Annotated in this window: 19 protein-coding genes; 6 read left to right on the forward strand and 13 right to left on the reverse strand. The window is 72.9% G+C overall.

Annotated features, from left to right (window positions below):
* Positions 1-1075: 1075 nt before the first annotated feature.
* Positions 1076-1396 carry a GroES family chaperonin gene (locus tag PSED_RS33125; RefSeq protein ID WP_013678573.1) on the reverse strand — a complete coding sequence of 107 codons (321 nt, stop codon included), beginning with the start codon at positions 1394-1396 and terminating at the stop codon, positions 1076-1078.
* 224 nt (positions 1397-1620) lie between these two features.
* Positions 1621-2811 (reverse strand): ATP-binding protein, encoded by a 1191-nt coding sequence (locus PSED_RS33130; protein ID WP_013678574.1) that lies wholly within the window; start codon positions 2809-2811, stop codon positions 1621-1623.
* A gap of 210 nt (positions 2812-3021) precedes the next feature.
* Here PSED_RS33130 and PSED_RS33135 point away from each other — a divergent pair, with 210 nt between their 5' ends.
* Positions 3022-3654, forward strand: a complete 633-nt coding sequence (locus PSED_RS33135) for an SIMPL domain-containing protein (RefSeq protein ID WP_049803566.1) — start codon at positions 3022-3024, stop codon at positions 3652-3654.
* Positions 3651-4223, forward strand: a complete 573-nt coding sequence (locus tag PSED_RS33140; RefSeq protein WP_013678576.1) for an Rv1733c family protein — start codon at positions 3651-3653, stop codon at positions 4221-4223. Before PSED_RS33135 ends, PSED_RS33140 begins: the two co-directional genes overlap by 4 nt.
* 442 nt (positions 4224-4665) lie before the next feature.
* On the opposite strand, the gene PSED_RS33145 is transcribed toward PSED_RS33140, so the two are convergent.
* The 5 genes from PSED_RS33145 to PSED_RS33165 all read right to left on the reverse strand — a co-directional run bounded on the left by PSED_RS33145 (position 4666) and on the right by PSED_RS33165 (position 9449).
* Positions 4666-5286 carry an FxsA family protein gene (locus PSED_RS33145; RefSeq protein ID WP_013678577.1) on the reverse strand — a complete coding sequence of 207 codons (621 nt, stop codon included), beginning with the start codon at positions 5284-5286 and terminating at the stop codon, positions 4666-4668.
* Positions 5287-5355: 69 nt separating this feature from the next.
* On the reverse strand, positions 5356-6747 hold the full coding sequence (locus PSED_RS33150) for a dihydrolipoamide acetyltransferase family protein (RefSeq protein WP_041763071.1): 1392 nt from the start codon (positions 6745-6747) through the stop codon (positions 5356-5358).
* Between the two features lie 23 nt (positions 6748-6770).
* Positions 6771-7745, reverse strand: a complete 975-nt coding sequence (locus tag PSED_RS33155; protein WP_013678579.1) for an alpha-ketoacid dehydrogenase subunit beta — start codon at positions 7743-7745, stop codon at positions 6771-6773.
* Between the two features lies 1 nt (position 7746).
* Positions 7747-8994 carry a thiamine pyrophosphate-dependent dehydrogenase E1 component subunit alpha gene (locus PSED_RS33160; RefSeq protein ID WP_013678580.1) on the reverse strand — a complete coding sequence of 416 codons (1248 nt, stop codon included), beginning with the start codon at positions 8992-8994 and terminating at the stop codon, positions 7747-7749.
* Between the two features lie 239 nt (positions 8995-9233).
* Entirely contained in the window at positions 9234-9449 is a 216-nt protein-coding gene (locus PSED_RS33165; RefSeq protein ID WP_013678581.1) for an antitoxin, read from the reverse strand.
* Positions 9450-9664: 215 nt separating this feature from the next.
* On the opposite strand from PSED_RS33165, the gene PSED_RS33170 reads away from it, so the two are divergent.
* From PSED_RS33170 to PSED_RS33180, 3 genes are read left to right on the forward strand one after another with little or no spacing between them, the layout of a single operon-like run.
* The gene (locus PSED_RS33170) at positions 9665-10585 is read left to right on the forward strand and encodes an ABC transporter substrate-binding protein (RefSeq protein WP_013678582.1); all 921 of its coding nucleotides are present in this window, start codon (positions 9665-9667) and stop codon (positions 10583-10585) included.
* Between the two features lie 2 nt (positions 10586-10587).
* Positions 10588-11496 (forward strand): amino acid ABC transporter permease, encoded by a 909-nt coding sequence (locus tag PSED_RS33175; RefSeq protein WP_013678583.1) that lies wholly within the window; start codon positions 10588-10590, stop codon positions 11494-11496.
* A complete protein-coding gene (locus PSED_RS33180; protein ID WP_013678584.1) occupies positions 11493-12254 on the forward strand; it encodes an amino acid ABC transporter ATP-binding protein in 762 nt (253 codons plus the stop codon). The genes PSED_RS33175 and PSED_RS33180 overlap by 4 nt, the downstream gene beginning before the upstream one ends.
* A 10-nt stretch (positions 12255-12264) precedes the next feature.
* Here the strand turns inward: PSED_RS33180 and PSED_RS33185 are convergent, their stop codons facing one another.
* From PSED_RS33185 to PSED_RS33210, 6 genes are all read right to left on the reverse strand, one after another.
* The gene (locus PSED_RS33185; protein ID WP_013678585.1) at positions 12265-12846 is read right to left on the reverse strand and encodes a peroxidase-related enzyme; all 582 of its coding nucleotides are present in this window, start codon (positions 12844-12846) and stop codon (positions 12265-12267) included.
* 64 nt (positions 12847-12910) lie between these two features.
* The gene (locus tag PSED_RS33190) at positions 12911-14797 is read right to left on the reverse strand and encodes a hypothetical protein (RefSeq protein WP_013678586.1); all 1887 of its coding nucleotides are present in this window, start codon (positions 14795-14797) and stop codon (positions 12911-12913) included.
* Positions 14798-15136: 339 nt separating this feature from the next.
* Positions 15137-16828 carry a monocarboxylate uptake permease MctP gene (gene mctP, locus PSED_RS33195; protein ID WP_013678587.1) on the reverse strand — a complete coding sequence of 564 codons (1692 nt, stop codon included), beginning with the start codon at positions 16826-16828 and terminating at the stop codon, positions 15137-15139.
* On the reverse strand, positions 16825-17118 hold the full coding sequence (locus PSED_RS33200) for a DUF3311 domain-containing protein (protein ID WP_013678588.1): 294 nt from the start codon (positions 17116-17118) through the stop codon (positions 16825-16827). Before PSED_RS33200 ends, mctP begins: the two co-directional genes overlap by 4 nt.
* A gap of 147 nt (positions 17119-17265) precedes the next feature.
* A complete protein-coding gene (locus PSED_RS33205; RefSeq protein WP_013678589.1) occupies positions 17266-19089 on the reverse strand; it encodes a phosphoenolpyruvate carboxykinase (GTP) in 1824 nt (607 codons plus the stop codon).
* Positions 19090-19313: 224 nt separating this feature from the next.
* A complete protein-coding gene (locus PSED_RS33210; protein WP_013678590.1) occupies positions 19314-20090 on the reverse strand; it encodes an alpha/beta fold hydrolase in 777 nt (258 codons plus the stop codon).
* Between the two features lie 61 nt (positions 20091-20151).
* Between PSED_RS33210 and PSED_RS33215 the strand changes: the two genes are divergently transcribed.
* On the forward strand, positions 20152-21108 hold the full coding sequence (locus PSED_RS33215; protein ID WP_013678591.1) for a helix-turn-helix transcriptional regulator: 957 nt from the start codon (positions 20152-20154) through the stop codon (positions 21106-21108).
* Positions 21109-21202: the final 94 nt, after the last annotated feature.

The raw sequence follows: 21202 nt of genomic DNA on the forward strand, positions 1-21202 counted from the left end.
TGGCGGCGCCGGCGGACGACCCGACGGCTCCGACGCCGGCAGTCCCAGCGGCGCCCCCGGCGGCGGGCCCGGCGGACGACCCGGCGGGTGCGGACCCAGCCGGCCCGGAGGAGGACCCGGCGGCGGCGGACGCACCGGAAGCCGACCCACCCGGCCCAGCGGTGCCGGGTCCGGCAGCGGCTCCGGCGGAGGCTTCAGCGGCGGCCGACCCAGCGACCGGAGACCCGGCGGCCGAAGACCCGGCCGCAGCAGACCCCGCCGGCCCGACCGACGATCCGGCGGCAGCGGACCCGGTGGGGGCCGACCCACCCGGCTCGGCCGAAGACACGGCGGCCGTGACTCCAGCGGCAGCAGACCCACCGGACGCGGCCCCGGCCGGCCCGGTCGAAGAACCGGCGGCAGCCGACCCGGCAGCGGATCCACCCGACCCGGCGGTGCCGGACCCGGCGGTGCCGGACCCGGTCGCAGCCGGCCCAGGAGCGGCGGGTGCCGGGGTGTCGGCGGTCGGGGCGGGAGTGCCGTCCCCGGCCGTCGTCGCGGCGGCGGACTCCGCGGTGACCGCGGCCCGAGCGTCCGGCGCGCGGTCGGAGGCGGTCGGCTCCGCCTCGTCAGCAGGGGCCACGGCGGGCTCGGCGGCGCCGGTCGGCGTAGCGAATGCCGGTCCGGCGGCCGCGGACGCCCCGGCCCACGCGGCCGCGGCTTCCGAACGGCCGTCCTCGTCGGGCGTCGGCGCCCCGGTGGAGGGGCCGCTCACCGCGGGGGCCGCGGGTGTCGCGTCCGCGGCGGGGGCGGCGGGCTTCTGCGCGGTGCGCGCGGCCGCGTCGGCCCCCGGCACCATCGCGACCACGGGCGACGCGGGACCCCGCGACGAGGCGTCCTCGGGCGGGGCGCTCACCGTTGCCGACGTGGACCCGCCGTCGGACGGTGTGGGCGACGCGAACAGGTCGTCACCGGACAGCGGCGCGGTCGGGCCGGCCTTCGTCCGCGTGCTGTCACCGTCGACCGCGGGCTCGCGCTCGGCCATGAACTCCGTCGTCCCCTCTTCACCAGATGTGGTCGGCCCGCGGGCCGGGCGTCACAGGTACAGACCGGTGCCGTGCTCGGCGCGCTCCGCCGCGACGGCGTGCAGGTCGCGCTCGCGCAGGATCAGGTACGAGGAGCCCTGCACCTCGACCTCGTACTGGTCCTCGGGGTTGAGCAGGACACGGTCCCCGACCTTGACCGTCCGTGCGTGCTGCCCGACGCCGAACACCTCTCCCCAGACGAGCCGCTTCGCGACCTGCGCCGTGGCGGGGATGACGATGCCTGCGGAGCTGCGCCGTTCGCCCGCACCCTCGACGACCCGGACCAGTACCCGGTCGTGGAGCATCTGGATCTCGAGGCGTGGGTCCGGCACCGGGCAGATGCTACGGGTCACCCCATCCGGGCCATGTGCGGGATCCGGCGTCCGCGACGTTCCGGGCGCAGGGCCCGAACCTGAGAAAAGAAAGAACCCCGCGGGGCTGCCAGGTCGGGGGTCCGACAGCACCACGGGGCTGTACAGGGAGTCGGTCGGGCGGGCCCTGGCGTTACACCGGTTGGCCCGACTTCGAGGATTCACTCGTTCGGCGTAACTAACTCTCAGGTTTGGGTCAACAGATAGCGACCGAAGTGCGGCACGGTGAAGGCGATCTGACCACGCTGCGCCGAGAACACGAGCCCCTTCTTCAGGAGGCTGTCGCGGGCGGGCGAGAGCGAGGACGCCCGACGTGCCAGATGGTCGGCGATACCCGATGTGACGACGGGCTCGTCGCGCCCCTCCGACAGCTCCGCCATCGCCCGCAGGTACTCGCGCTCGGCCGGGGTGGCCCGCTCGAACCGCGACCCGAAGAACCCGACGGCCAGCTCGGCCTCGGCCTCCGGCGCGGCGACGGCGACGTCGCGACGGCCGATGGGGTTGGTGGGCGCGGCGTCCCACGCGGCCTTGCCGTAGGCCTGGATGAAGTACGGGTAGCCGCCGGAGCGCTCGTAGAGGGAGTCGAGGGCCTCACCGTCGAACGCGGCGTCCTCGCGCCGCGCGGGGGCCAGCAGCGCGGTGTCGGCGTCGACGCGGTCGAGCCGGCCGATCCGGCTGTAGGTGAACAGGCGCTCCGAGTACGACTTGGACGCCGAGAGGACGGCCGGCAGGTGCGGCAGTCCCGCGCCGACGACCACCAGCGGCGCCCGCGACTGCGACAGCTCGTGGCAGGCGGCGCAGAGTGCGGAGACGTCGTCGGGGCGCAGGTCCTGCATCTCGTCGATGAACAGGGCCACGCCGGTGCCCACGTCCGCGGCGAGCTCGGCGACCTCGGTGAACAGCTCGACGAGGTCGATCTCGATGTCGCCGGAGTCGGCGCGGCCGTTCTTGACGGGGACGTCGATGCCCGGCTGCCAGCGGTCCCGGAGCTTGGCGCCATCGGGCGCGGCCCGCAGCGCGAACGCCTTGAGCACCCCGAGGACCTCGTCGACGCGCTCGGGGTTGCGGTGCCGGACGGCGAGGTCGCGGATCGCACGGTGCAGCGCGGCAGAGAGCGGGCGGCGCAAATCGGCGTCGGGGCGCGCCTCGATCTTCCCCGCGCCCCAGCCAGCGCGGACGGCCATGGACCGCAGCTCGCCGAGCAGGACCGTCTTCCCGACGCCGCGCAGCCCGGTGAGGACGAGGCTGCGCTCGGGACGTCCGCGTGCGACGCGCTCCAGGACGATCTCGAACGCGTCGACCTCCTTGTCCCTTCCGGCGAGCTCGGGTGGGCGCTGTCCGGCTCCTGGGGCGAAGGGATTGCGGACCGGGTCCATGGATCGGACGGTATCCGGCTGTCTTGGGCCGACCCTAGATTTCGCTATCGAGCCCGATGGCGTGTCGCCGATCGCCCCGTCTACGCATTTCTAGTCGAGATCCGAGAGAACTGGATACGGGCGGATGGAACGTGGCCGATCGCACTGTCGAGGGCAGTATCACGGATCTGCTAGACGCCGTGATACGAGCTGATCCGGCAAACTGGGGTCGTGGGGGATCCGCAGATCGTGACGGTGGGGACGGGCTGGCACGAGCAGCTCGCCGACCGCGCGGAGATCGACGTGTCGTTCGCCGCGACGAGCAAGGACCGCGCCTCGGCCGTCCGGGACCTGGGGCGCGCCGTCGCCGTGGTGGAGCCCGTGCTCGCGAAGGCGGGCGTCGAGGTGCGCGGCCGCAGGCTGCACGTCGGCACGGAGTGGCGGGGCCGCAAGCAGTCGGGCGCCCGCGCCTCGGAGGACATCGCGCTGCGGATCACCGACCTGACGGTGCTGGAGGACGTGCTCGGCGCCCTGCTGAGCGCCGAGCCCGCCTCGCTCGACGGGCCTCGCTGGACGCTCGCCGATCCCGCGGCCGCGCTCGTCGCGGCACAGCACAACGCGGTGGCCGACGCCCGGACCCGGGCCGAGGGGTACGCCGGGGCACTGGGCGCGGCGCTGGGCGCACTCGTCCAGCTGACCGAGGCCGACCACAGCGGGCCGGCACCGATGATGATGCGGGCCGCGGCGTTCGACGCCGCCGCCCGTGGCCAGGTCGACGTCACGGAGCTGGGGCTCGAGCCCGAGCCGGTCCGGGTGAGCGCCCGCTGCACGACGACGTGGGCGCTCACCACCCCGCAGCCGTGAGGACGCCCGATGCGGGCCTGCGGCGCCCCACCGACCGTGCCCGGACCCGGCTGCGCCGCATCGTGCTGTCGGCCGCGGTCCTCGTCGTGCTGCTGGCCGTCCCCGTCGGGATGCTGGCCCACAACTGGGAGCAGAAGCGGTCCGCCACCGCGGCCGCGACGCTCGCCCCCGTCGCCGCGCAGATCGTCACGCCGGCGCAGACCGCCGACCCCGCGCTGCAGAGTCCTCCGGTCGATCCGGTCGGCGCGGCGCTCACGTCGTCGACGACCGTCCGCTACGTGGCCCCCGACGGGCGTGTCCTCACGACGGTCGTGCCCTGGGCCGCCGACGACCCGGCACCGATCACGCTCTGGGTCGACAGGTCGGGCACACCCGGGGAGCCGCCGAGCTCGCCGGGGGTCGCCCGCAACGTCGGGATCGCGCTGGGAATGGCGTGGATCGTCGTCGCGCTCGCGACGCTGTTCCTCGTGTTCGTGACTGTCCGTATGCGACTCGACGAGGTCGACAGCGAGCAGTGGGACCGCGAATGGGCGCGTGTCGAGCCGCTGTGGAGCGGTCGAATCCCCTGAGCCGCCCCGATGGGGTGAACAACGCGCGTCGACTGGAATTCTCGCGTCCAAACGATGGACACTCGAACGGCCTAATCGCTGCACGCCGACATCCGGGGTCCCCCGGATCGGGAAGGGGTGCGATTCGATGAGCCGCCGCCGCGCACGACACCGCCTCCATCGCTCCACCCGGGCCGAGATCCGGCTGCGACCGAACGACCGGCCTCACGACCGTGGCGCGGGCCGCCGCGGGCCCGTCGCCGTAGTCCGCGCACTGCTGGCCGGCACCGTGGGCCTGCTCCTACTGACGGGTACGGCCGTCGGGCTGGCCCACGCCTCTCAGAACGACGCTCCCGTTCCTGCCGCGTTCGTGCAGGACCGCTGACCTTCTTCCGGTTCGCGCCGGCCGCGCCGCGACGGGCCGGCCGGCGCGGACGCCGCGTCCGCGCCCGCGCGGGCCGGGTCAGCTCGCCCTGCCGACCGCCCCGGACGGGCCGTCTCGCCGGTCGTCGACACGGTCGGCCGGGTCGCCGGGAGCGCCGTCGACGACGGTCCCCTCGACCACCTCGCCGACCACCTCGCCGACCACCTCGCCGTCGACGACCGTGCTGCGGGGGAGCGTCCGGACGACGCCGCGATCCGCGGCACCCTCGCCCCCGGCCGGGTTGCCGTCGCGGCCGACGACGTCGCCGTCGACGACCGGGCCCTCGCCGTAGATCCGGGCGCGCTGCAGGTCCGGGTTCGCCCGCTCGGCGGCCCGCACGAGGCGGTTGCGCACGAGCTTGCGGACCGGCGGCACGAGCAGCAGCAGGCCGGCGACGTCGGTGACCAGTCCGGGCACGAAGATGAGCACGCCTGCCGCGGCCACGAGCATCCCGTCGGTGAGCTCGGCGTGGGCCACCCGACGGTCGCGGACCGCCTGGCTGAACGCCTGGGCGGCACGCAGCCCCTCACGACGGGCCAGCGCGATGCCGATGATCGACCCGGCGAGCAGGACGAGCAGCGTCGCGCCGACACCGATCCACGAGCCGAGCGCGACCAGCGCGACGATCTCGACGACGAGGTACAGCAGCACGTACGGCATGTCCGTCCAACGAACGGGATGCCGTCCGCGTGCCCGATTCCGGTAACGACCGCGATACGGTGCGTCAGGTCACCAGGTGAGCGCGACCCCCGGGTCCTCCAGCAACGCCCCGACGTCGGCGAGGAACCGGGATCCCTGTTCGCCGTCGACGAGCCGGTGGTCGAACGACAGCGAGAGCTGGCAGACCGTCCGGACCGCGAGCTCCCCGTCGACGACCCACGGCATCGGCTTGATGGCGCCGACCGCCAGGATCGCCGCCTCGCCCGGGTTGATGATCGGGGTCCCCGTGTCGACGCCGAACACCCCCACGTTGGTGATCGTGAACGTGCCGCCGACGAGGTCGGTGGGCGGGGTCTTCCCGGCCCTGGCGGTCTCGGTGAGCTCGGACAGCCCCGTCGCGAGCGCGCGCAGGTCGAGCAGGTCGGCGTCGCGGATCTTGGGGACGATCAACCCGCGCGGGGTCGCGGCGGCGATCCCCAGGTGCACGGCGCCGTGGTAGACGATCTCTCCCGCGTCGGCGTCCCAGGTCGCGTTGATCGCCGGTGTGCGCTTCGCCGCCAGGCACACGGCCTTCGCGACGAACGCCAGTGGCGTCAGCTTGACGTCACGGAACTCGCGGCCCGCGCGCAGCCGGTCGCGCAGGTCCATGGTCGCGGTGACGTCGACGGACAGGAACTCGGTGACGTGCGGAGCGGTGAACGCCGACGACACCATCGCCGCCGCCGTCGCCTTCCGGACGCCGCGGATGGCCTCGCGCCGGTCCTCGCGGCCGACCGCGGGCCCTGCCGCGGCCGCCGGCTCGGTGGCGGGGGCCGCGGTGAACGCCTGCACGTCGTCGCGCGTGATGACGCCCCCGGCGCCGGTGCCCGTGACCTGCCGGAGGTCGACGCCGAGGTCGCGGGCCAGCTTGCGGACGGGCGGCTTGGCCAGCGGGACGAGGTCGCCCCAGGGATCGGCGCCCGGCGTCTGAGCCGGGCCCCCGACCGACGCGGGTGCGGCCTGCGAGGGCGCCTCGGGGGCGGGCGGCTCGACCTCGGCGGGCGCGACGGCGGCGTCGGCCAGAGCGGCGGGCCGGGCCGCCGCGCCCGGGGAGCCACGGCGCGGACGCCGCGCCACGGTCCCCTGCCGCGGGCCGTACCCGACCAGCGTGGCGATCCGCCCGTCGGCACCCGCCTCGCCGATCTTCGCCCCGCCCTCGTCCGACGGGGCCGCAGCGGCGGCCGGCTCGGGCGAGCCGGCCTCGGCGGTCTCGATGGCGATGATCGGGGTGCCGACCTCGACGGTCACCCCCGGCTCGGCCAGCAGCTCGCCCACCGTCCCCGCGTACGGGGACGGCAGCTCGACGACGGCCTTGGCCGTCTCGATCTCGACCAGGATCTGGTTGACGGTGACGGTGTCGCCCGGGGCGACCCGCCAGCTCACGACCTCGGCCTCGGTCAGCCCCTCGCCGACGTCGGGCATGCGGAACTCGCGGCGCACGTGCGTCACCAGGCCTTCGAGCGGTCGACGGCGTCGAGCACCCGGTCGAGGTCGGGCAGGTAGTCGTCCTCGCACTTGGAGGGCGGGTACGGGGTGTCGAACCCCGTCACCCGCAGCACGGGCGCCTCGAGGGAGTGGAAGCAGTCCTGCTGGACGCGGGCGGCGACCTCGGCCGTCACCGAACTCTCCGACGGCGCCTCCGAGACGACGACGAGCCTGCCGGTCCGCCGCACGGAGTCGTAGACCGGCGCGAGATCGAGCGGCGAGAGCGCCCGCAGGTCGATGACCTCGAGCGACGTGCCGTCGGCCGCCGCGGCCACCGACGCGTCGAGGCACGTCCGCACGAGCGGCCCGTACGTCGCGACCGTGACGTCGGTGCCCTCCCGCAGCACCCGCGAGCGCAGCAGCGGTGGCGGGGTGGCGTCCGGCTCGACCTCGGCCTTCTCCCAGTACCGGCGCTTGGGCTCGAAGAAGATCACCGGGTCGTCGGTGGCGATGGCCTGCTGGATCATCCAGTAGGCGTCGGACGGGTTGGAGCACGCGACGACCTTCAGCCCCGCGACGTGCGCGAACAACGACTCGGGGGACTCGCTGTGGTGCTCGACCGCACCGATGCCGCCGCCGAACGGGATGCGCACGACGACGGGCATGGGCACCTTGCCCTGCGACCGGAAGTGCACCTTCGCCAGCTGGGAGACGATCTGGTCGTAGCCGGGGAAGACGAAGCCGTCGAACTGGATCTCGCACACCGGCCGGAACCCGCGGATGGCGAGCCCGACGGCGGTGCCGATGATCCCGGACTCCGAGAGCGGGGTGTCGAGGACGCGCTGCTCGCCGAAGTCCTTCTGCAACCCGTCGGTGATACGGAAGACGCCCCCGAGCTTGCCGACGTCCTCACCCATCACGAGCACCCGCGGGTCGGCCTCCATGGCCTTGCGCAGCCCGTCGTTGAGGGCCTTCGCCATCGTCAGGACGGCCATGTCAGACCTCCCCCTCCGCACCGACACCCGAACCCGCGAGCGGCTCGTCGGCGAACGAGGCGTGGTAGGCCAGGAACTCCTCGCGCTGCGCCTCGACCAGCGGCGACGGCTCGGCGTAGACCTCGGAGAACATCCGGTCGGGTGCCGGCTCGGGCATGGCGAGGCAGAACTCCCGCAGCCGGGCGGCGAGCTCGTCGGCCTCGGCGGCGACGCCGTCGAAGAACTCCTGCCCGACGCCGTGCTCGCGGACCAGGTTGACGCGCACGCGCTCGATGGGGTCCTTGAGCTTCCAGAGCTCCAGCTCGTCGGCGAGCCGGTACCGGCTGGGGTCGTCGGAGGTGGTGTGGGCGTCCATCCGGTAGGTGAACGCCTCGATGAGCACCGGCCCGTTGCCGCTGCGGCACTCCTCGAGCGCCCAGCGCGACACGGCGAGGCAGGCGATGACGTCGTTGCCGTCGACGCGCACACCGGGGAAGCCGTACCCGCGGGCGCGCTCGTGCAGCGGCACCCGGGTCTGGCGCGACAGCGGCACCGAGATGGCCCACTGGTTGTTCTGGCAGTAGAAGACGACGGGCGCGTCGTACGCGGCGGCCCAGACGAAGCCCTCGTGGACGTCGCCCTGCGAGGTGGCGCCGTCGCCGAAGAAGCACATCGTCGCCTCGTCCGGCGAGCCCTCGGGGGCGCCGTCGCCGTTGCCGACCCGGCCCTCGAAGCGCTGACCCATGGCGTAGCCGGTGGCGTTGAGGCACTGGTTGCCGATGACGATCGTGTAGAGGTGGAACCGCTTCTCCAACGGGTCCCAGCTGCCGTGGTCGGTCCCGCGGAAGATGCCGAGCAGGTCGGTCGGGTCGATGCCGCGGCACCAGGCCACACCGTGCTCGCGGTAGCTCGGGAAGACCATGTCGGTGGGCAGCAGCGCGCGGCCGGCGCCGATCTGGGCGGCCTCCTGGCCGAGCAGCGGGACCCAGATGCCCAGCTGGCCCTGGCGCTGCAGGGCGTTGCCCTCGCGGTCGGCCCTGCGGACCAGGACCATGTCGCGGTACAGCGACGTGAGCGCCTCGACGTCGACGTCGTCGGCGTAGGCGTCGAAGCGGGGGTCGGAGACCCGCTCGCCCTCGGGGGTCAGCAGCTGGACGAGCTCGGGACCGCCCGCGTCGGTGCCGCGCAGGCCGGCGAGGACCTGTTCGCGGTTGGGACGGGACCGGGGATCGGCCGGGTTCCAGGCCTGGGGACGATCAGAGACGGACACGGTGCCTCCTCGCGCACGGCCGCCCGGCCCGCTCGTGGCGACAGACCCGGACGGCACCGGGCCCCGCCCCGGTGAGGGCGGGCGACCCGGCACTCGACGATGCTGGTGCCACGATCCTGGCACGCTGCGGGGCCGCGCCGCAGCACACCGCACCACAAGATCAGTGGCCGGATTGTGGCGGACGCGCAACGTCCCGCGGCGGCCGTGCGGCCGTCGCGGGACGGGTCACCGCTGGTCGGTCAGACCTGGGGTCCGGGCCGCTGGATCCCGGCCGCGCCCTTGACCTTTCCCGCGACACCGCTGATCTGGCCCTTGTACTTGCCCTTCGTCTGTTTGTCGACGAACTCGGCGGCCTGGTCGACGTAGCGGCCGGCCTTGTCCGGGTTCTTCCGGGCGTACCGGCGCGCAGCCTCGGCGGCCCCGCCGATCACGGCGAGCTTCTTCATCAGCCCCATCGTGGTCCTCCTCGTTCGGGTGTCCGTCGCCTGTGGAACGTCCGGTCCGCCCGTCCCGTTCCCCGTACCCACCGCCGTGCCGGGCGAATCGCGAGCCATCCGCCGGGTGTCCCTCCGGAATCGGTCGGGTTACGACCGGGCCGCACAGGGTGCCACCGGTCGGTGTCGGTGGCACCATCCGGATTACCCCGATCGAGGAAACCCGGAGGTTTCTCGTGACTCGTCGTACAAGGCTGGGCTCCGCGTTGGCCGTCGCCGCACTCGCCGCCACGCTCGGGGCATGCGGCGCGGGCGGCGACGGCTCCGGTGGCGGCGGCGGTGGCAGCGCCCCCACGACGTCCGCGGCGGCGATCCCGACGGTCGCGAAGGACGCGGCGCTCGCCGCGATGGTCCCGGCGAGCGTCACCTCGGACGGCAAGCTGGTGTTCGGTGTGGACGCGTCGTACCCGCCGAACGAGTTCGTCGACACCGACGGCACGACGATCGTCGGGATGGACGTCGACATGGGCACGGCGATCGCCCAGAAGTTCGGGCTGACGCCGGAGTTCCAGAACAGCGCGTTCCCGGGCATCATCCCGGGCATCCAGGGCGGCAAGTACGAGATGGCGCTGTCGTCGTTCACGATCAACGACGAGCGGGTGCAGCTCGTCGACATGATCAGCTACTTCAGCGCGGGCACCAGCCTTGCGACGAAGAAGGGCAACCCCGACGGGCTGAGCATCGACGACCTGTGCGGCAAGGCGATCGGCGTGCAGGCCGGCACGGTCCAGGTCGACGACATCGCCACCCGCAGCAAGGCCTGCACCGACGCCGGCAAGCCCGCGATCCAGTCCACCGAGCTGCAGCAGCAGACCGACGTGACGCTGGCGCTGACGTCGAACCGCATCGTCGGCATGCTCGCCGACTCGCCGGTCATCGCCTACGCCGTCAAGACGACGGGCGACCAGCTGCAGGTCGTCGGGTCCGCGTACGACACCGCGCCGTACGGGGTCGTCGTCAACAAGAACCAGGGCCAGTACCCGCAGGCCGTCCAGCAGGCGGTACAGGCGCTCATCGCCGACGGCACCTACCGGAAGATCCTCGACAAGTGGGGCGTCGGCGACGGCGCGATCCCGACGTCCGAGGTCCGGAGCTGAGCGTGACCGACCGGCCCGGGGCCGAACCGGCCGGGCGGGAGCGGCAGGAGATCCGCGCCGTCCCGGTCCGGCACCCGGGCCGCTGGGTGGCCGTCGCGGTCCTCGCGGTGCTGGCGGCGATGCTGGTGCACACCGTCCTCACCAACGAGCGGTTCGGCTGGGACGTCGTCGGGAACTACCTGTTCTCCGCGCCGATCCTCAACGGGCTGCGCAACACGCTGGTCCTGACGGTGCTGTCGATGGCCATCGGCATCGTCGGCGGCGTCGGGCTGGCGGTGATGCGGCAGTCGCCGAACCCCGTCGTGAGCGGCGCCGCGGCCACGTACATCTGGCTCTTCCGCGGCACCCCGCTCATCGCGCAGCTGCTGTTCTGGAACTTCCTTGCGGCGCTCTACCCGCGGCTGTCGCTGGGCGTGCCGTTCGGGCCGGAGTTCATCTCCGTCGACACCAACGTGCTGATCACGCAGTTCGCCGCCTGTCTGCTCGGGCTGGGGCTCAACGAGGCCGCCTACATGGCCGAGATCGTCCGCGGTGGCATGCTGTCGGTCGACCGCGGGCAGGCCGAGGCGGCGGGCGCGCTGGGCATGACGCGGTCGCAGACGATGCGCCGCATCGTGTTGCCGCAGGCCATGCGGGTGATCGTGCCGCCGACCGGCAACGAGACGATCTCCATGCTGAAGACCACGTCCCTCGTCGTGGTCATCGGCTACTTCGAGCTGCTGACGTCGGCACAGCGCATCTCCAACCAGAACTTCCAGGTCATCCCGCTGCTCATCGTCGCCGCGTTCTGGTACCTGGTGCTGACGTCGCTGCTGACGATCGGGCAGGGCTTCGTCGAACGCCGCTTCGGGCGCGGGTTCGTTCCCGACCGGCCGGGGAGCAGGCTGCTGTCGCGGGCGGTGAACACGTGACGCCGATGGTCGAGGCGACCGGCATCCACAAGTCGTTCGGGCGCACGGAGGTGTTGCGGGGCATCGACCTCGTCGTCGAGCCCGGGGAGGTCTGCTGCATCATCGGGCCGTCGGGCTCGGGGAAGTCGACCCTGCTGCGGTGCGTGAACCACCTGGAACGCATCGACGCGGGCCGGATGCGGGTCGACGGCAGCCTGGTCGGCTACCGCGAGAGCGGCGGCAAGCTGCACGAGCTGCGCGAGTCCGAGGTGGCGCGGCAGCGGCGCGACATCGGGATGGTGTTCCAGCGGTTCAACCTGTTCCCGCACATGACGGCGGCCGAGAACGTCATGGAGGCGCCCCGGACGGTGCTCGGCCGGTCGCGGTCGGCCGCGCGCAAGGAGGCCGACGCGCTCCTCGACCGGGTCGGGCTCGCCGCCCGCCGCGACGCGTACCCCGGGCAGCTCTCCGGTGGCCAGCAGCAGCGTGTGGCGATCGCCCGGGCGCTGGCGATGCAGCCGCGGCTCATGCTGTTCGACGAGCCGACGTCCGCGCTCGACCCCGAGCTCGTCGGCGAGGTGCTCGACGTCATGCGCGGGCTGGCCGCGGACGGCATGACGATGCTCGTCGTGACCCACGAGATGGGCTTCGCGCGGGAGGTCGGCGACAGCCTGGTCTTCATGGACGAGGGCGTGATCGTCGAGTCCGGCGTGCCGCGGGACGTGCTGTCCGCCCCGCGGCACGAACGCACCCGCTCGTTCCTGTCGAAGGTGCTGTAGCCGCCCGGCGCTACCGGGGGAGCCGGCCCATCAGGAAGAACTCCGGGTTCGGCCGCAGGGCGGTGAGGTGCGCGAGCCGGTTGGACATCGCGAAGAGGGCGGTGATGGCCCCGATGTCCCAGATCTCCTCGTCGGTGAGACCCGCGGCGCGGGCGTCGTCGAGCTCGGCCTCGGTGAGCGACGACGAGTCGGTCGCGACGATCAGCGCGAGGTCGACGATCGCGCGCTCGCGCGGGCTGAGCTCGACGCCGTAGGGGTTCGTCGCGACGCGGTCGGCGATCTCGGTGTCCTTCGTGCGCACCCGCAGGATCGCCCCGTGCGCGACGACGCAGTACGTGCAGTGGTTGGCGCCCGAGGTCGCGACGACGACCAGCTCGCGCTCGGCCTTCGACAGTCCCTCGTCGCTGTCCATGAGCGCGTCGTGGTAGTCGAGGAAGGCGCGCAGCTCGCGCGGGCGTCGGGCCAGCGCCTTGAACACGTTGGGGACGAAGCCGGACTTCTCGGCGACGGCCCCGATGCGCTCGCGCAGGTCGTCGGGCATGTCGTCGAGCTCGACGACGCCGAAGCGGCTCACGGGGTGCGTGTCGGTCATACCCCTGACGGTAGCCGGGGACCGGTCGCCGGACGCGGTGCGCCGAGCCGCCCGGCGGGAGACCTCAGGCCGGGTCCTGGCGGGCCGATCCGGCGGCGGCCCGCGCCCGGGCCGCGTCGCTGAGCCGGACGACCCGCGCGGCCGGGGCCGACGGTTCGGGACGGCCCGCGACAACGAGCGCCGACGCGCGCTGCACGACGCTCAGCAGGGTCGGGCCCTCGGCGGGCCGCACCCCCGGTGCGACGACGGCGGCCAGCCGCGGCGCGACGGCCGTCAGCAGCAGCCGGTCGACGCCGACCTCCGCCGCGCCGAGCAGCAGCACGACGTCGACGGTGTCGGCCTCGGGCAGGTTCTCGAGCAGCCGGTCGGCCTCGACGAACCAGGCCAGCCCGAAGCCGCCCTGACGGTCCGCGCTGGCGGCCTCCCAGGCCTCGGCGACGCGGGGCAGCTCGCGGCGCAGCCGTTCGGTGAGCTCCGCGCAGCGGTTCTCGGCGGCCGCGATGCTGCGGGCGGCGGCGAGGTCGTCGAGTGCGGCGGCGTAGCCCGTGACGTCATTGGCGCGCAACGCCTCGACGGCGCGGGTGTGTTCGGGCGCCATCCGGGTCACGGGGATGAGCCGGGCCAGCTCGCCGACCATCGCCTCGAGCCGGCGGGCCGCCTCGTCGGCGGAGCCGTGCGCGTCGTAGTCGAGGATCGCTGCGGTGACCTGCTGCGCGCTGTCGAGGTCCGGCACCGAGACCGGCGAGTTGGGGTGGATGAACAGCACGTCGTGGCGCAGGGTCCCGACGGCACGGGCCGCCGTGCCCACGCGACGCAGCGCCCCGTCGAGGTCGACGAGATCGGCGGCCGACCGCGGCGCCGGCACACCGGCCTGGCGGCAGGCGGCATCGATGTCGCGCAGCCGGTCGGCCAGCTCGAGGTGCCGCAGTGCCACCTCGATCTGCTCGGGGGTCTCCGGGACGGCGTCGCCGACGCGCAGCTGGCGCAGCACGGGCTGGACGTCGCGCTGGGCGGGGTTGCGGAAGTACGAGCGGTTGCGGCCACCGGCGCGGAGGAACTCCGCGTAGCGCCGCAGGGTGTACGGCGCGTGCGGCGGCAGCCCGCCGAGGACCGCGACCGGGGGTGCCGCCTGCACGTGGCGGCTCTCGGCGAGCGCCTGGCCGACCTGCTCGAGGAGGGCGTCGAACACGCCCGCGTACGTGTTGTGCACGAGGTTGCGCAGCAACGTCCACGACCACTCGCCGGGGACGCGCGGACCGAGTGCCGCCAGCGCGGCGTCGACGGTGCGGGCGACGTCGACGACCGCGGCGCGGCGACCGGCGTCCATGCCCGACAGCAGCCCGCCGAGCAGCCCCTGGTCGGCCGCGCTGGTCCCGGTCGCGCGGGCGACGAGGGTGGCGACGTCGTCGACGGGCGGGAAGCGGTCGGCGGGCGGGAGCTGGGTACCGCGGCGGGCGCGGCGCTCGGGGCTGGCAGTGGCGAGCAGCCGGCGCAGCTCTCGCTGCTCGGCGGCCGAGAGCGAGGGGAGGGCGTCGGCGCAGCACCGGACGATCGCCGGGGTCAGGGCGTCGCGCAACGCGGTCAGGTCGGCCCGGTCCGCCGCGGTGACGGCGACGCGACGGCCGTCACGCAGCAGCGCCGCGAGCGCGCCGACGACGGCGTCGACGTCGAAGTCGTCGAGGACGACGAGGCTGTTGGTGCGCAGTGCCCCGGCGACGGAGTCGGCGTCCTCGACGGGGTGGCGGGGCCGCGGCATGCCCTCGGCGTCGGCGGCGAGCGCCTCGGCGAGCCTGCGCAGGCCGGGCGGTACGGCACCGGCGGTGATGGACGCCTGGATCCGGCGACGTGCTGCGTCGGCCGGTCCGGTCGCGGCGTCGCCGGCGAGCCGGTCGACGAAGGCCGCGAGATGCGCGTCCACCCCGAGCGAGCTCGAGGGTCCGACGTCCAGCACCAGTGTCACCTCCACCTGGTCCCGCCTGCCGGGGGTTCGGCGACGGTCACAGGATGTATCGCGCAGAATTACGCAATGTTCCACCCCGATCGTGTACGACTGCAACGCCGCGCCGCTGAACGGTGACTCTCTGCGGTGCGTGGCAGGCCTTGCATCCGGATCCGGACACTCGTCGGAGTGACACCCCGTCCACGTGTCGTAACGGAGTGCGCAAGACGCTGGATCGATGCGCCGAGCGGGGCGATCGCTGCGCCCAAGCGGCAGGCCCGAAATGTCCGGATGGACGTCACCGTCGGTGACGCCCATCCGACCGGCCCCGGCAGGTAGCCGGCACCGCGGTCATTCGCTCGCGACGACCTTCGCGCCCGGCGCGCCCGCGACGGCGTCCGCGACCGGCTTGAGCCGCGGCGAGCCCTCGTCCGCGTGGTAGTCGGCGGGAGCGGTCTGGTCCGGACCGTTGAAGACCCCTGCCGCCCGGAGCAACCACGTGACGACGACGGCGACGACCAGGTTGACCACCAGCGCCACGAAGCCGACGTAGATCTGGACCGTCGAGCCGGCGAACGGGTGCCAGCCGAGGATCGTCAGCTTGTCCAGCGTCAGCGCCGACCCGCCGAAGTGCCGCCGGCCCGTGGCCGGGTTGGGGATGATGCTGAGCAGGTACATGCCGTAGGTCATGCCGACGACCCAGCCCGCCAGCAGCGCCCAACGGTGCAGCCAGCGCGTGTAGAGCGCGATGGCGACGGCGGGCAGCGTCTGCAGGATGATCACGCCGCCGATGAGCTGCAGGTCGATCGAGAACTGCGGGTCGATGAACAGGATGAACGCGACCGCGCCGAACTTGACCACGAGCGACGCCAGCTTGGCCTGGCGCGCCTCCTGCCGAGGCGTCGCGCTCCGGTGCAGGTACTCCTTGTAGACGTTGCGCGTCCACAGGTTCGCCGCCGCGATCGACATGATGGCCGCCGGTACCAGGGCGCCGATGCCGATGGCAGCGAACGCGATGCCCGCGAACAGCGAGCCGAACTGCGAGTCGAACAGCGCCGGGATGATCGTGTTGGCGTCCGGCCGGCCGGTCGCGTTGTTGGTGACGGGCTTGACCCCCGCCGCGATCGCGACGTAGCCGAGCAGCGCGAGGAGACCCAGCAGGAGCGAGTACGCCGGCAGCGCGACCATGTTGCGCTTCAGCACCGCCCGCCCGCGCGAGGCCAGCACACCGGTCACCGAGTGCGGGTAGAGGAACAGCGCGAGCGCGGACCCGAGCGCCAGGGTGATGTACTGCAGCTGGTTCGACCCCGTGAGCAGGATCGACCCCTGCGGCTTGCCCCCGCTCGTCGCGCTCGGCTGCGAGAGCTTTGCCTGCGCGGAGTCGAAGATCGACGCCCAGCCGCCCAGCTTGGCGGGCAGGTACAGCACCGCCACGAGGATGACGGCGTAGATCAGGATGTCCTTGACGAACGCGATCAGCGCGGGCGCCCGCAGCCCCGACTGGTAGGTGTAGACGGCGAGGATGACGAAGGCGATCAGCAGCGGCAGGTGCCCCAGGATGCCGGACGCGTTGATCCCCATCGTGCGCAGCACTGCCTCCAGGCCGACGAGCTGCAGCGCGATGTAGGGCATCGTCGCGACGATGCCGGTGATCGCGACGATCAGGGCCAGCAGCGAGCTGCCGTATCGGCCGCGCACGAAGTCGGCCGGCGTCACGTACCCGTGCACCCGCGAGACCGACCACATCCGGAGCACCGGCAGGAACACCAACGGGTAGAGCACGACGGTGTAGGGCAACGCGTAGAAGCCGAGCGCGCCCGAGCTGAACAGCAGCGCGGGGACGGCGACGAACGTGTACGCGGTGTAGAGGTCGCCGCCGACGAGGAACCACGTGACCCACGAGCCGAACTTGCGGCCGCCGAGACCCCATTCGTCGAGGTGCTCCAAGTGGCCGCCGCGCTGCCACCGCGCCGCCAGGAAGCCCAGCACGGTGACGACCAGGAAGAGGACGAGGAAGACGACGAGCTCGACCCAGTTGGTCATCGGACGTTCCTCTCGTCGAGGTCGTCGACGCCGAGCTCGTCGGGCGCGTTCGTCACCGGCTCGTCGCGCGTCATGCGGTAGACGATCGCGACACAGGCGACACCGACGACGACCCAGACGAACTGGACCCAGTAGAAGAACGGCATCCCGAACAGCCTCGGCGTCACCGTGTTGAACCACGGCGTGACCAGCATCAACAGCGGCACCAGCAACAACAGGTTCCACGCGCTGAACCGCCACCCGCTGCGTTCCGCGGGCCTCGGCGACGGCCGCGGCGTCGTGTCCGACATGAGGTGAGCCCTCCCCCGATCCGATACGGCGGGCGGATCGTAGGGCTGGTCACCCGATCGTGCAGCGCGGGAGGTCGGCCTCCCCGACGACGACGGCGGCCCGCCGCACCGGGAGGTGCGACGGGCCGCCGGGTTTGTCGGGATCCGTCAGTCGCCGAGGCGCAGGCGCAGGGCCTCCAGCTCGTCACGCATCGACGTCGGCAGCGTGTCGCCGACCTTCTCGAACCACTCCTCGATCATCGGGAGCTCCGCCTTCCACTCCTCCGGGTCGACCTCGAGAGCGGCCTGGACGTCCTCGAGCGCGGTGTCGAGACCGTCGATGTCGAGCGCCTCGGGCGTCGGGACGTACCCGATCGCGGTCTCCTCCGCGGCGGCCTTGCCCTCGATCCGCTCGATCGCCCACTTGAGGACGCGGCTGTTCTCACCGAAGCCCGGCCACAGGAAGCGCCCGTCCTCGCCGCGGCGGAACCAGTTGACGTAGAAGATCTTCGGCAGCTTGTCGGCGTCCGCGCCCTTGCCGACGTTGATCCAGTGCTGGAAGTAGTCGCCGACGTTGTAGCCGAGGAACGGCAGCATCGCCATCGGGTCGCGGCGCACCTGGCCCACGTTGCCCTTGGCCGCCGCGGTCGTCTCGCTCGACATGGTGGCGCCCATGAACGTGCCGTGCTGCCAGTCGCGGGCCTCGGTGACCAGCGGGACCGTCGTCTTGCGGCGGCCGCCGAACAGGATCGCCGAGATCGGCACGCCGTTCGGGTCCTCCCACTCCGGCGCGACGACGGGGCACTGGCTGATCGGCGTGGTGTAGCGGGAGTTGGGGTGCGCGGCCGGCTTGTCCGACTCGGGCGTCCAGCTCTCACCGGTCCAGCTCGTGAGGTGCTGCGGCTCGCCCTCCAGCCCCTCCCACCAGACGTCGCCGTCGTCGGTCAGCGCGACGTTGGTGAACAGCGAGTTCCCCTTCTCGATGGTGCGCATCGCGTTGGGGTTGGTCTTCCAGTTCGTCCCGGGCGCGACACCGAAGAAGCCGAACTCCGGGTTGACCGCGTAGAGCCGGCCGTCCTCGCCGAACCGCATCCACGCGATGTCGTCACCGACGGTCTCGGCCCGCCAGCCCGGGATCGTGGGCTGCAGCATCGCGAGGTTGGTCTTGCCGCAGGCCGACGGGAACGCCGCCGCGACGTAGTACGCCTTGTCCTCCGGGCTGATCAGCTTGAGGATCAGCATGTGCTCGGCGAGCCAGCCCTCGTCGTGCGCGATGGCCGACGCGATGCGCAGCGCGTAGCACTTCTTGCCCAGCAGGGCGTTGCCGCCGTAGCCCGAGCCGTAGCTCCAGATCTCACGGGTCTCGGGGAAGTGGCTGATGTACTTGGTGTCGTTGCAGGGCCACGCGACGTCGGCCTGACCGGGCTCGAGCGGGGCACCGACCGAGTGCAGGCACTTCACGAACTGGTCGCCGCGGTCGTCGAGCAGCTTGATGACGTCGGCACCCATTCGCGTCATGATCTTCATGGACGCGACGACGTACTCGGAATCGGTGATCTCCACGCCCAGCATCGGCGGGTTCGCGTCGAGCGGACCCATGCAGAACGGGATGACGTACATCGTGCGGCCACGCATCGAACCGCGGTAGAGCTCCGACATCGTCGACTTCATCTCGGCGGGGTCGACCCAGTTGTTGGTCGGGCCCGCGCCGGCCTCGTCGACGGTGCAGATGAAGGTCCGCTCCTCGACCCGCGCGACGTCGTCGGGGTCGGAGACGGCGAGGAACGAGTTGGGTTTCTTCTTCTCGTCGAGCTTGACGAACGTCCCGGCGTCCACCAGGCGGCTCGTCATGCGGTTCCACTCGGCGTCGGAACCGTCGCACCAGACGACCTCGTCCGGGCCCGTCAGATCGGCGACCTCGCGGACCCAGTCGATCAGCTGGGCGTTCGTCGTCGGCGCTGTGTCGATACCTCGAACGGCTGCAGTGGTCATCTGGTGTGCGTTCTCCTGCCTGGTCGGGTGCCGCCGACCCTGGGAATGCCGTCGCCCGCGTGACCCGTCAGAGCCACGCGCGGCAAAGGAAGATGACAATGGAGGCTACCCGGAAAACGCTGTTGTATCCCTGGGTGAGAGCTGTAGACCGGCTCACAAGACCGATCAGGTAATCGATTCAGAGAGCAAGCGCACAGGCAGGAGCGGCCGGTACCGGGGCGGGTTTACACGCCCGACCCCGGGGCCTCACGAAGACGTGACAGCGGCCGACCAGGCGCGACGTCGGCGAGGACGACGGCCAGCTCGTGCGGTTCCGACAACATCGGCCAGTGGCCGGTCGGAAGGTCCCGGATGTCCCACTCCGGGTCCGCGAGCTGGGCGAAGGCCGGCACGCCCGCGGCAGCGAGCTCGCGGACCTGTTGTCCCGGAAAGCTGGACGCCACGAGGATCTTGGGCAGCGACGGGTCGTTGACACCGCGTCGCACCGGGCCGAGGACGACACCGGCCGGTTCCGGCGCCGCGCGCCGGACCAGCGTCTCCAGGGTGTCGGTGTCGAGGCCGTCGAGGCTCGCACCGGACGTGCGCAGCTCCTCGGGTGTGGGCATCGGGTACCAGCCGCCGTGGGCGGCGATGCGCTCGCGGATCCACGTCTGCATCTCCGGCGGGTGGAAGTCGATGTGCGCCACGCCCTCCGGCATCGGACCCGTGTCGACGAGGACGAGCCCGGCCACCTGCTCGCGCGCCTCCTCCGCCGCGGCGACGACCACAGGGCCGGCCCCGCTGTGCCCGACGAGCACGACCGGCTCCGCCTCGCGGCGGATCGTCGCAACGACATCGGCGACCTGGTCGGCCGCGCTGACCTCGGCCGTCGTCGCGCGCTCGGCGACACCCAGCGGCGTCAACGCCCGCACCTCGTGACCCGCGGCCCGCAGCTCGGCGGCCACCCCGTCCCACGCCCACGCGCCCAACCAGAACCCCGGGACCAGCACATATGTCGTCATGTCTGCGACGGTACGACGTGATGCGGGCCGAACCGGTCCTGATTCACGGCAGAATGTCGCCATGACCTCGTCGGCGAGCCGGGTGCTCGCCCTGCTGGAACTCCTGCAGGCCCGGCCCGGGATCACCGGACCCGAACTGGCCCAACGCCTGGACGTCGACGCGCGAACCGTCCGGCGGCACGTGCGGACCCTCGAGGAGCTCGGGGTGCCCGTCGTCGCGAGCCGGGGCCGGTACGGCGGCTACCGGCTGCTGCCCGGCTACCGGCTGCCGCCGCTGATGCTGTCGGGCGACGAGGCGGTCGCCGTCGTGCTCGGGTTGCTCGCCGCGGAGCGCACGGGCCTGCACGCCGCGGCGCCCGCCGTCGCGAGCGCGCGGGCGAAGATCGGCCGGGTCCTGCCCGAGACCCTGCGCGACAGGGTCGACGCCGTCGCCGAGGTGCTCGGGTTCACCGCCACCGCCTACGACGGCGCGGCCCCCGACGCGGCCGTCCTGCTCGCGCTCGGCACCGCGGCCCGAGACGTCGAACGGGTCCGCATCGCGTATCGGTCGTGGCGCGGGGACGCCACCCAGCGGGAGCTCGACCCGTGGGGCCTGACGTTCCACGCCGGCCGGTGGTACGTCAGCGGGCACGACCATGCGCGCGACGCCGTCCGCACCTTCCGCGTCGACCGGGTGCTGCAGGTCGAGGCGGTCGGGCCCGGCACGCCGGCGCCGGCAGGGTTCGACGCCGCCGAGCAGGTCGTCACCGGGATCGCGGCGGTCGGCTGGGCCCACGAGGTCGAGGTGGTCCTGCACGTGCCGCTCGACCGGGCCCGGCAGCTGGTGCCGCGCACCGCCGGCACGCTCGCCGCGCACCCGTCGGGGTCGCAGTTCCGGGGGCGCGTCGAGCACCTCGACGGTGCCGCCCGGATGCTCGCGGGCCTGGGCGTGGGCCTGACCGTCGTCGCGCCCGACGCGCTGCGCGACGAGGTGCGCGCCCTGGCGCAGAGGCTGTTGCGCGATATGGGCGCCACCTGAGCCTGTCGGCGCCGCGGCCGGGCCGGTGCCGCTGGACCGGTGCCGCCGGCCGGTGCCGCCGGCCGGCCGCTGCGGGTCGCGTCGAACCCGGGCC

Source organism: Pseudonocardia benzenivorans CB1190 (genome assembly GCF_000196675.2).
Classification (GTDB): domain Bacteria; phylum Actinomycetota; class Actinomycetes; order Mycobacteriales; family Pseudonocardiaceae; genus Pseudonocardia; species Pseudonocardia benzenivorans.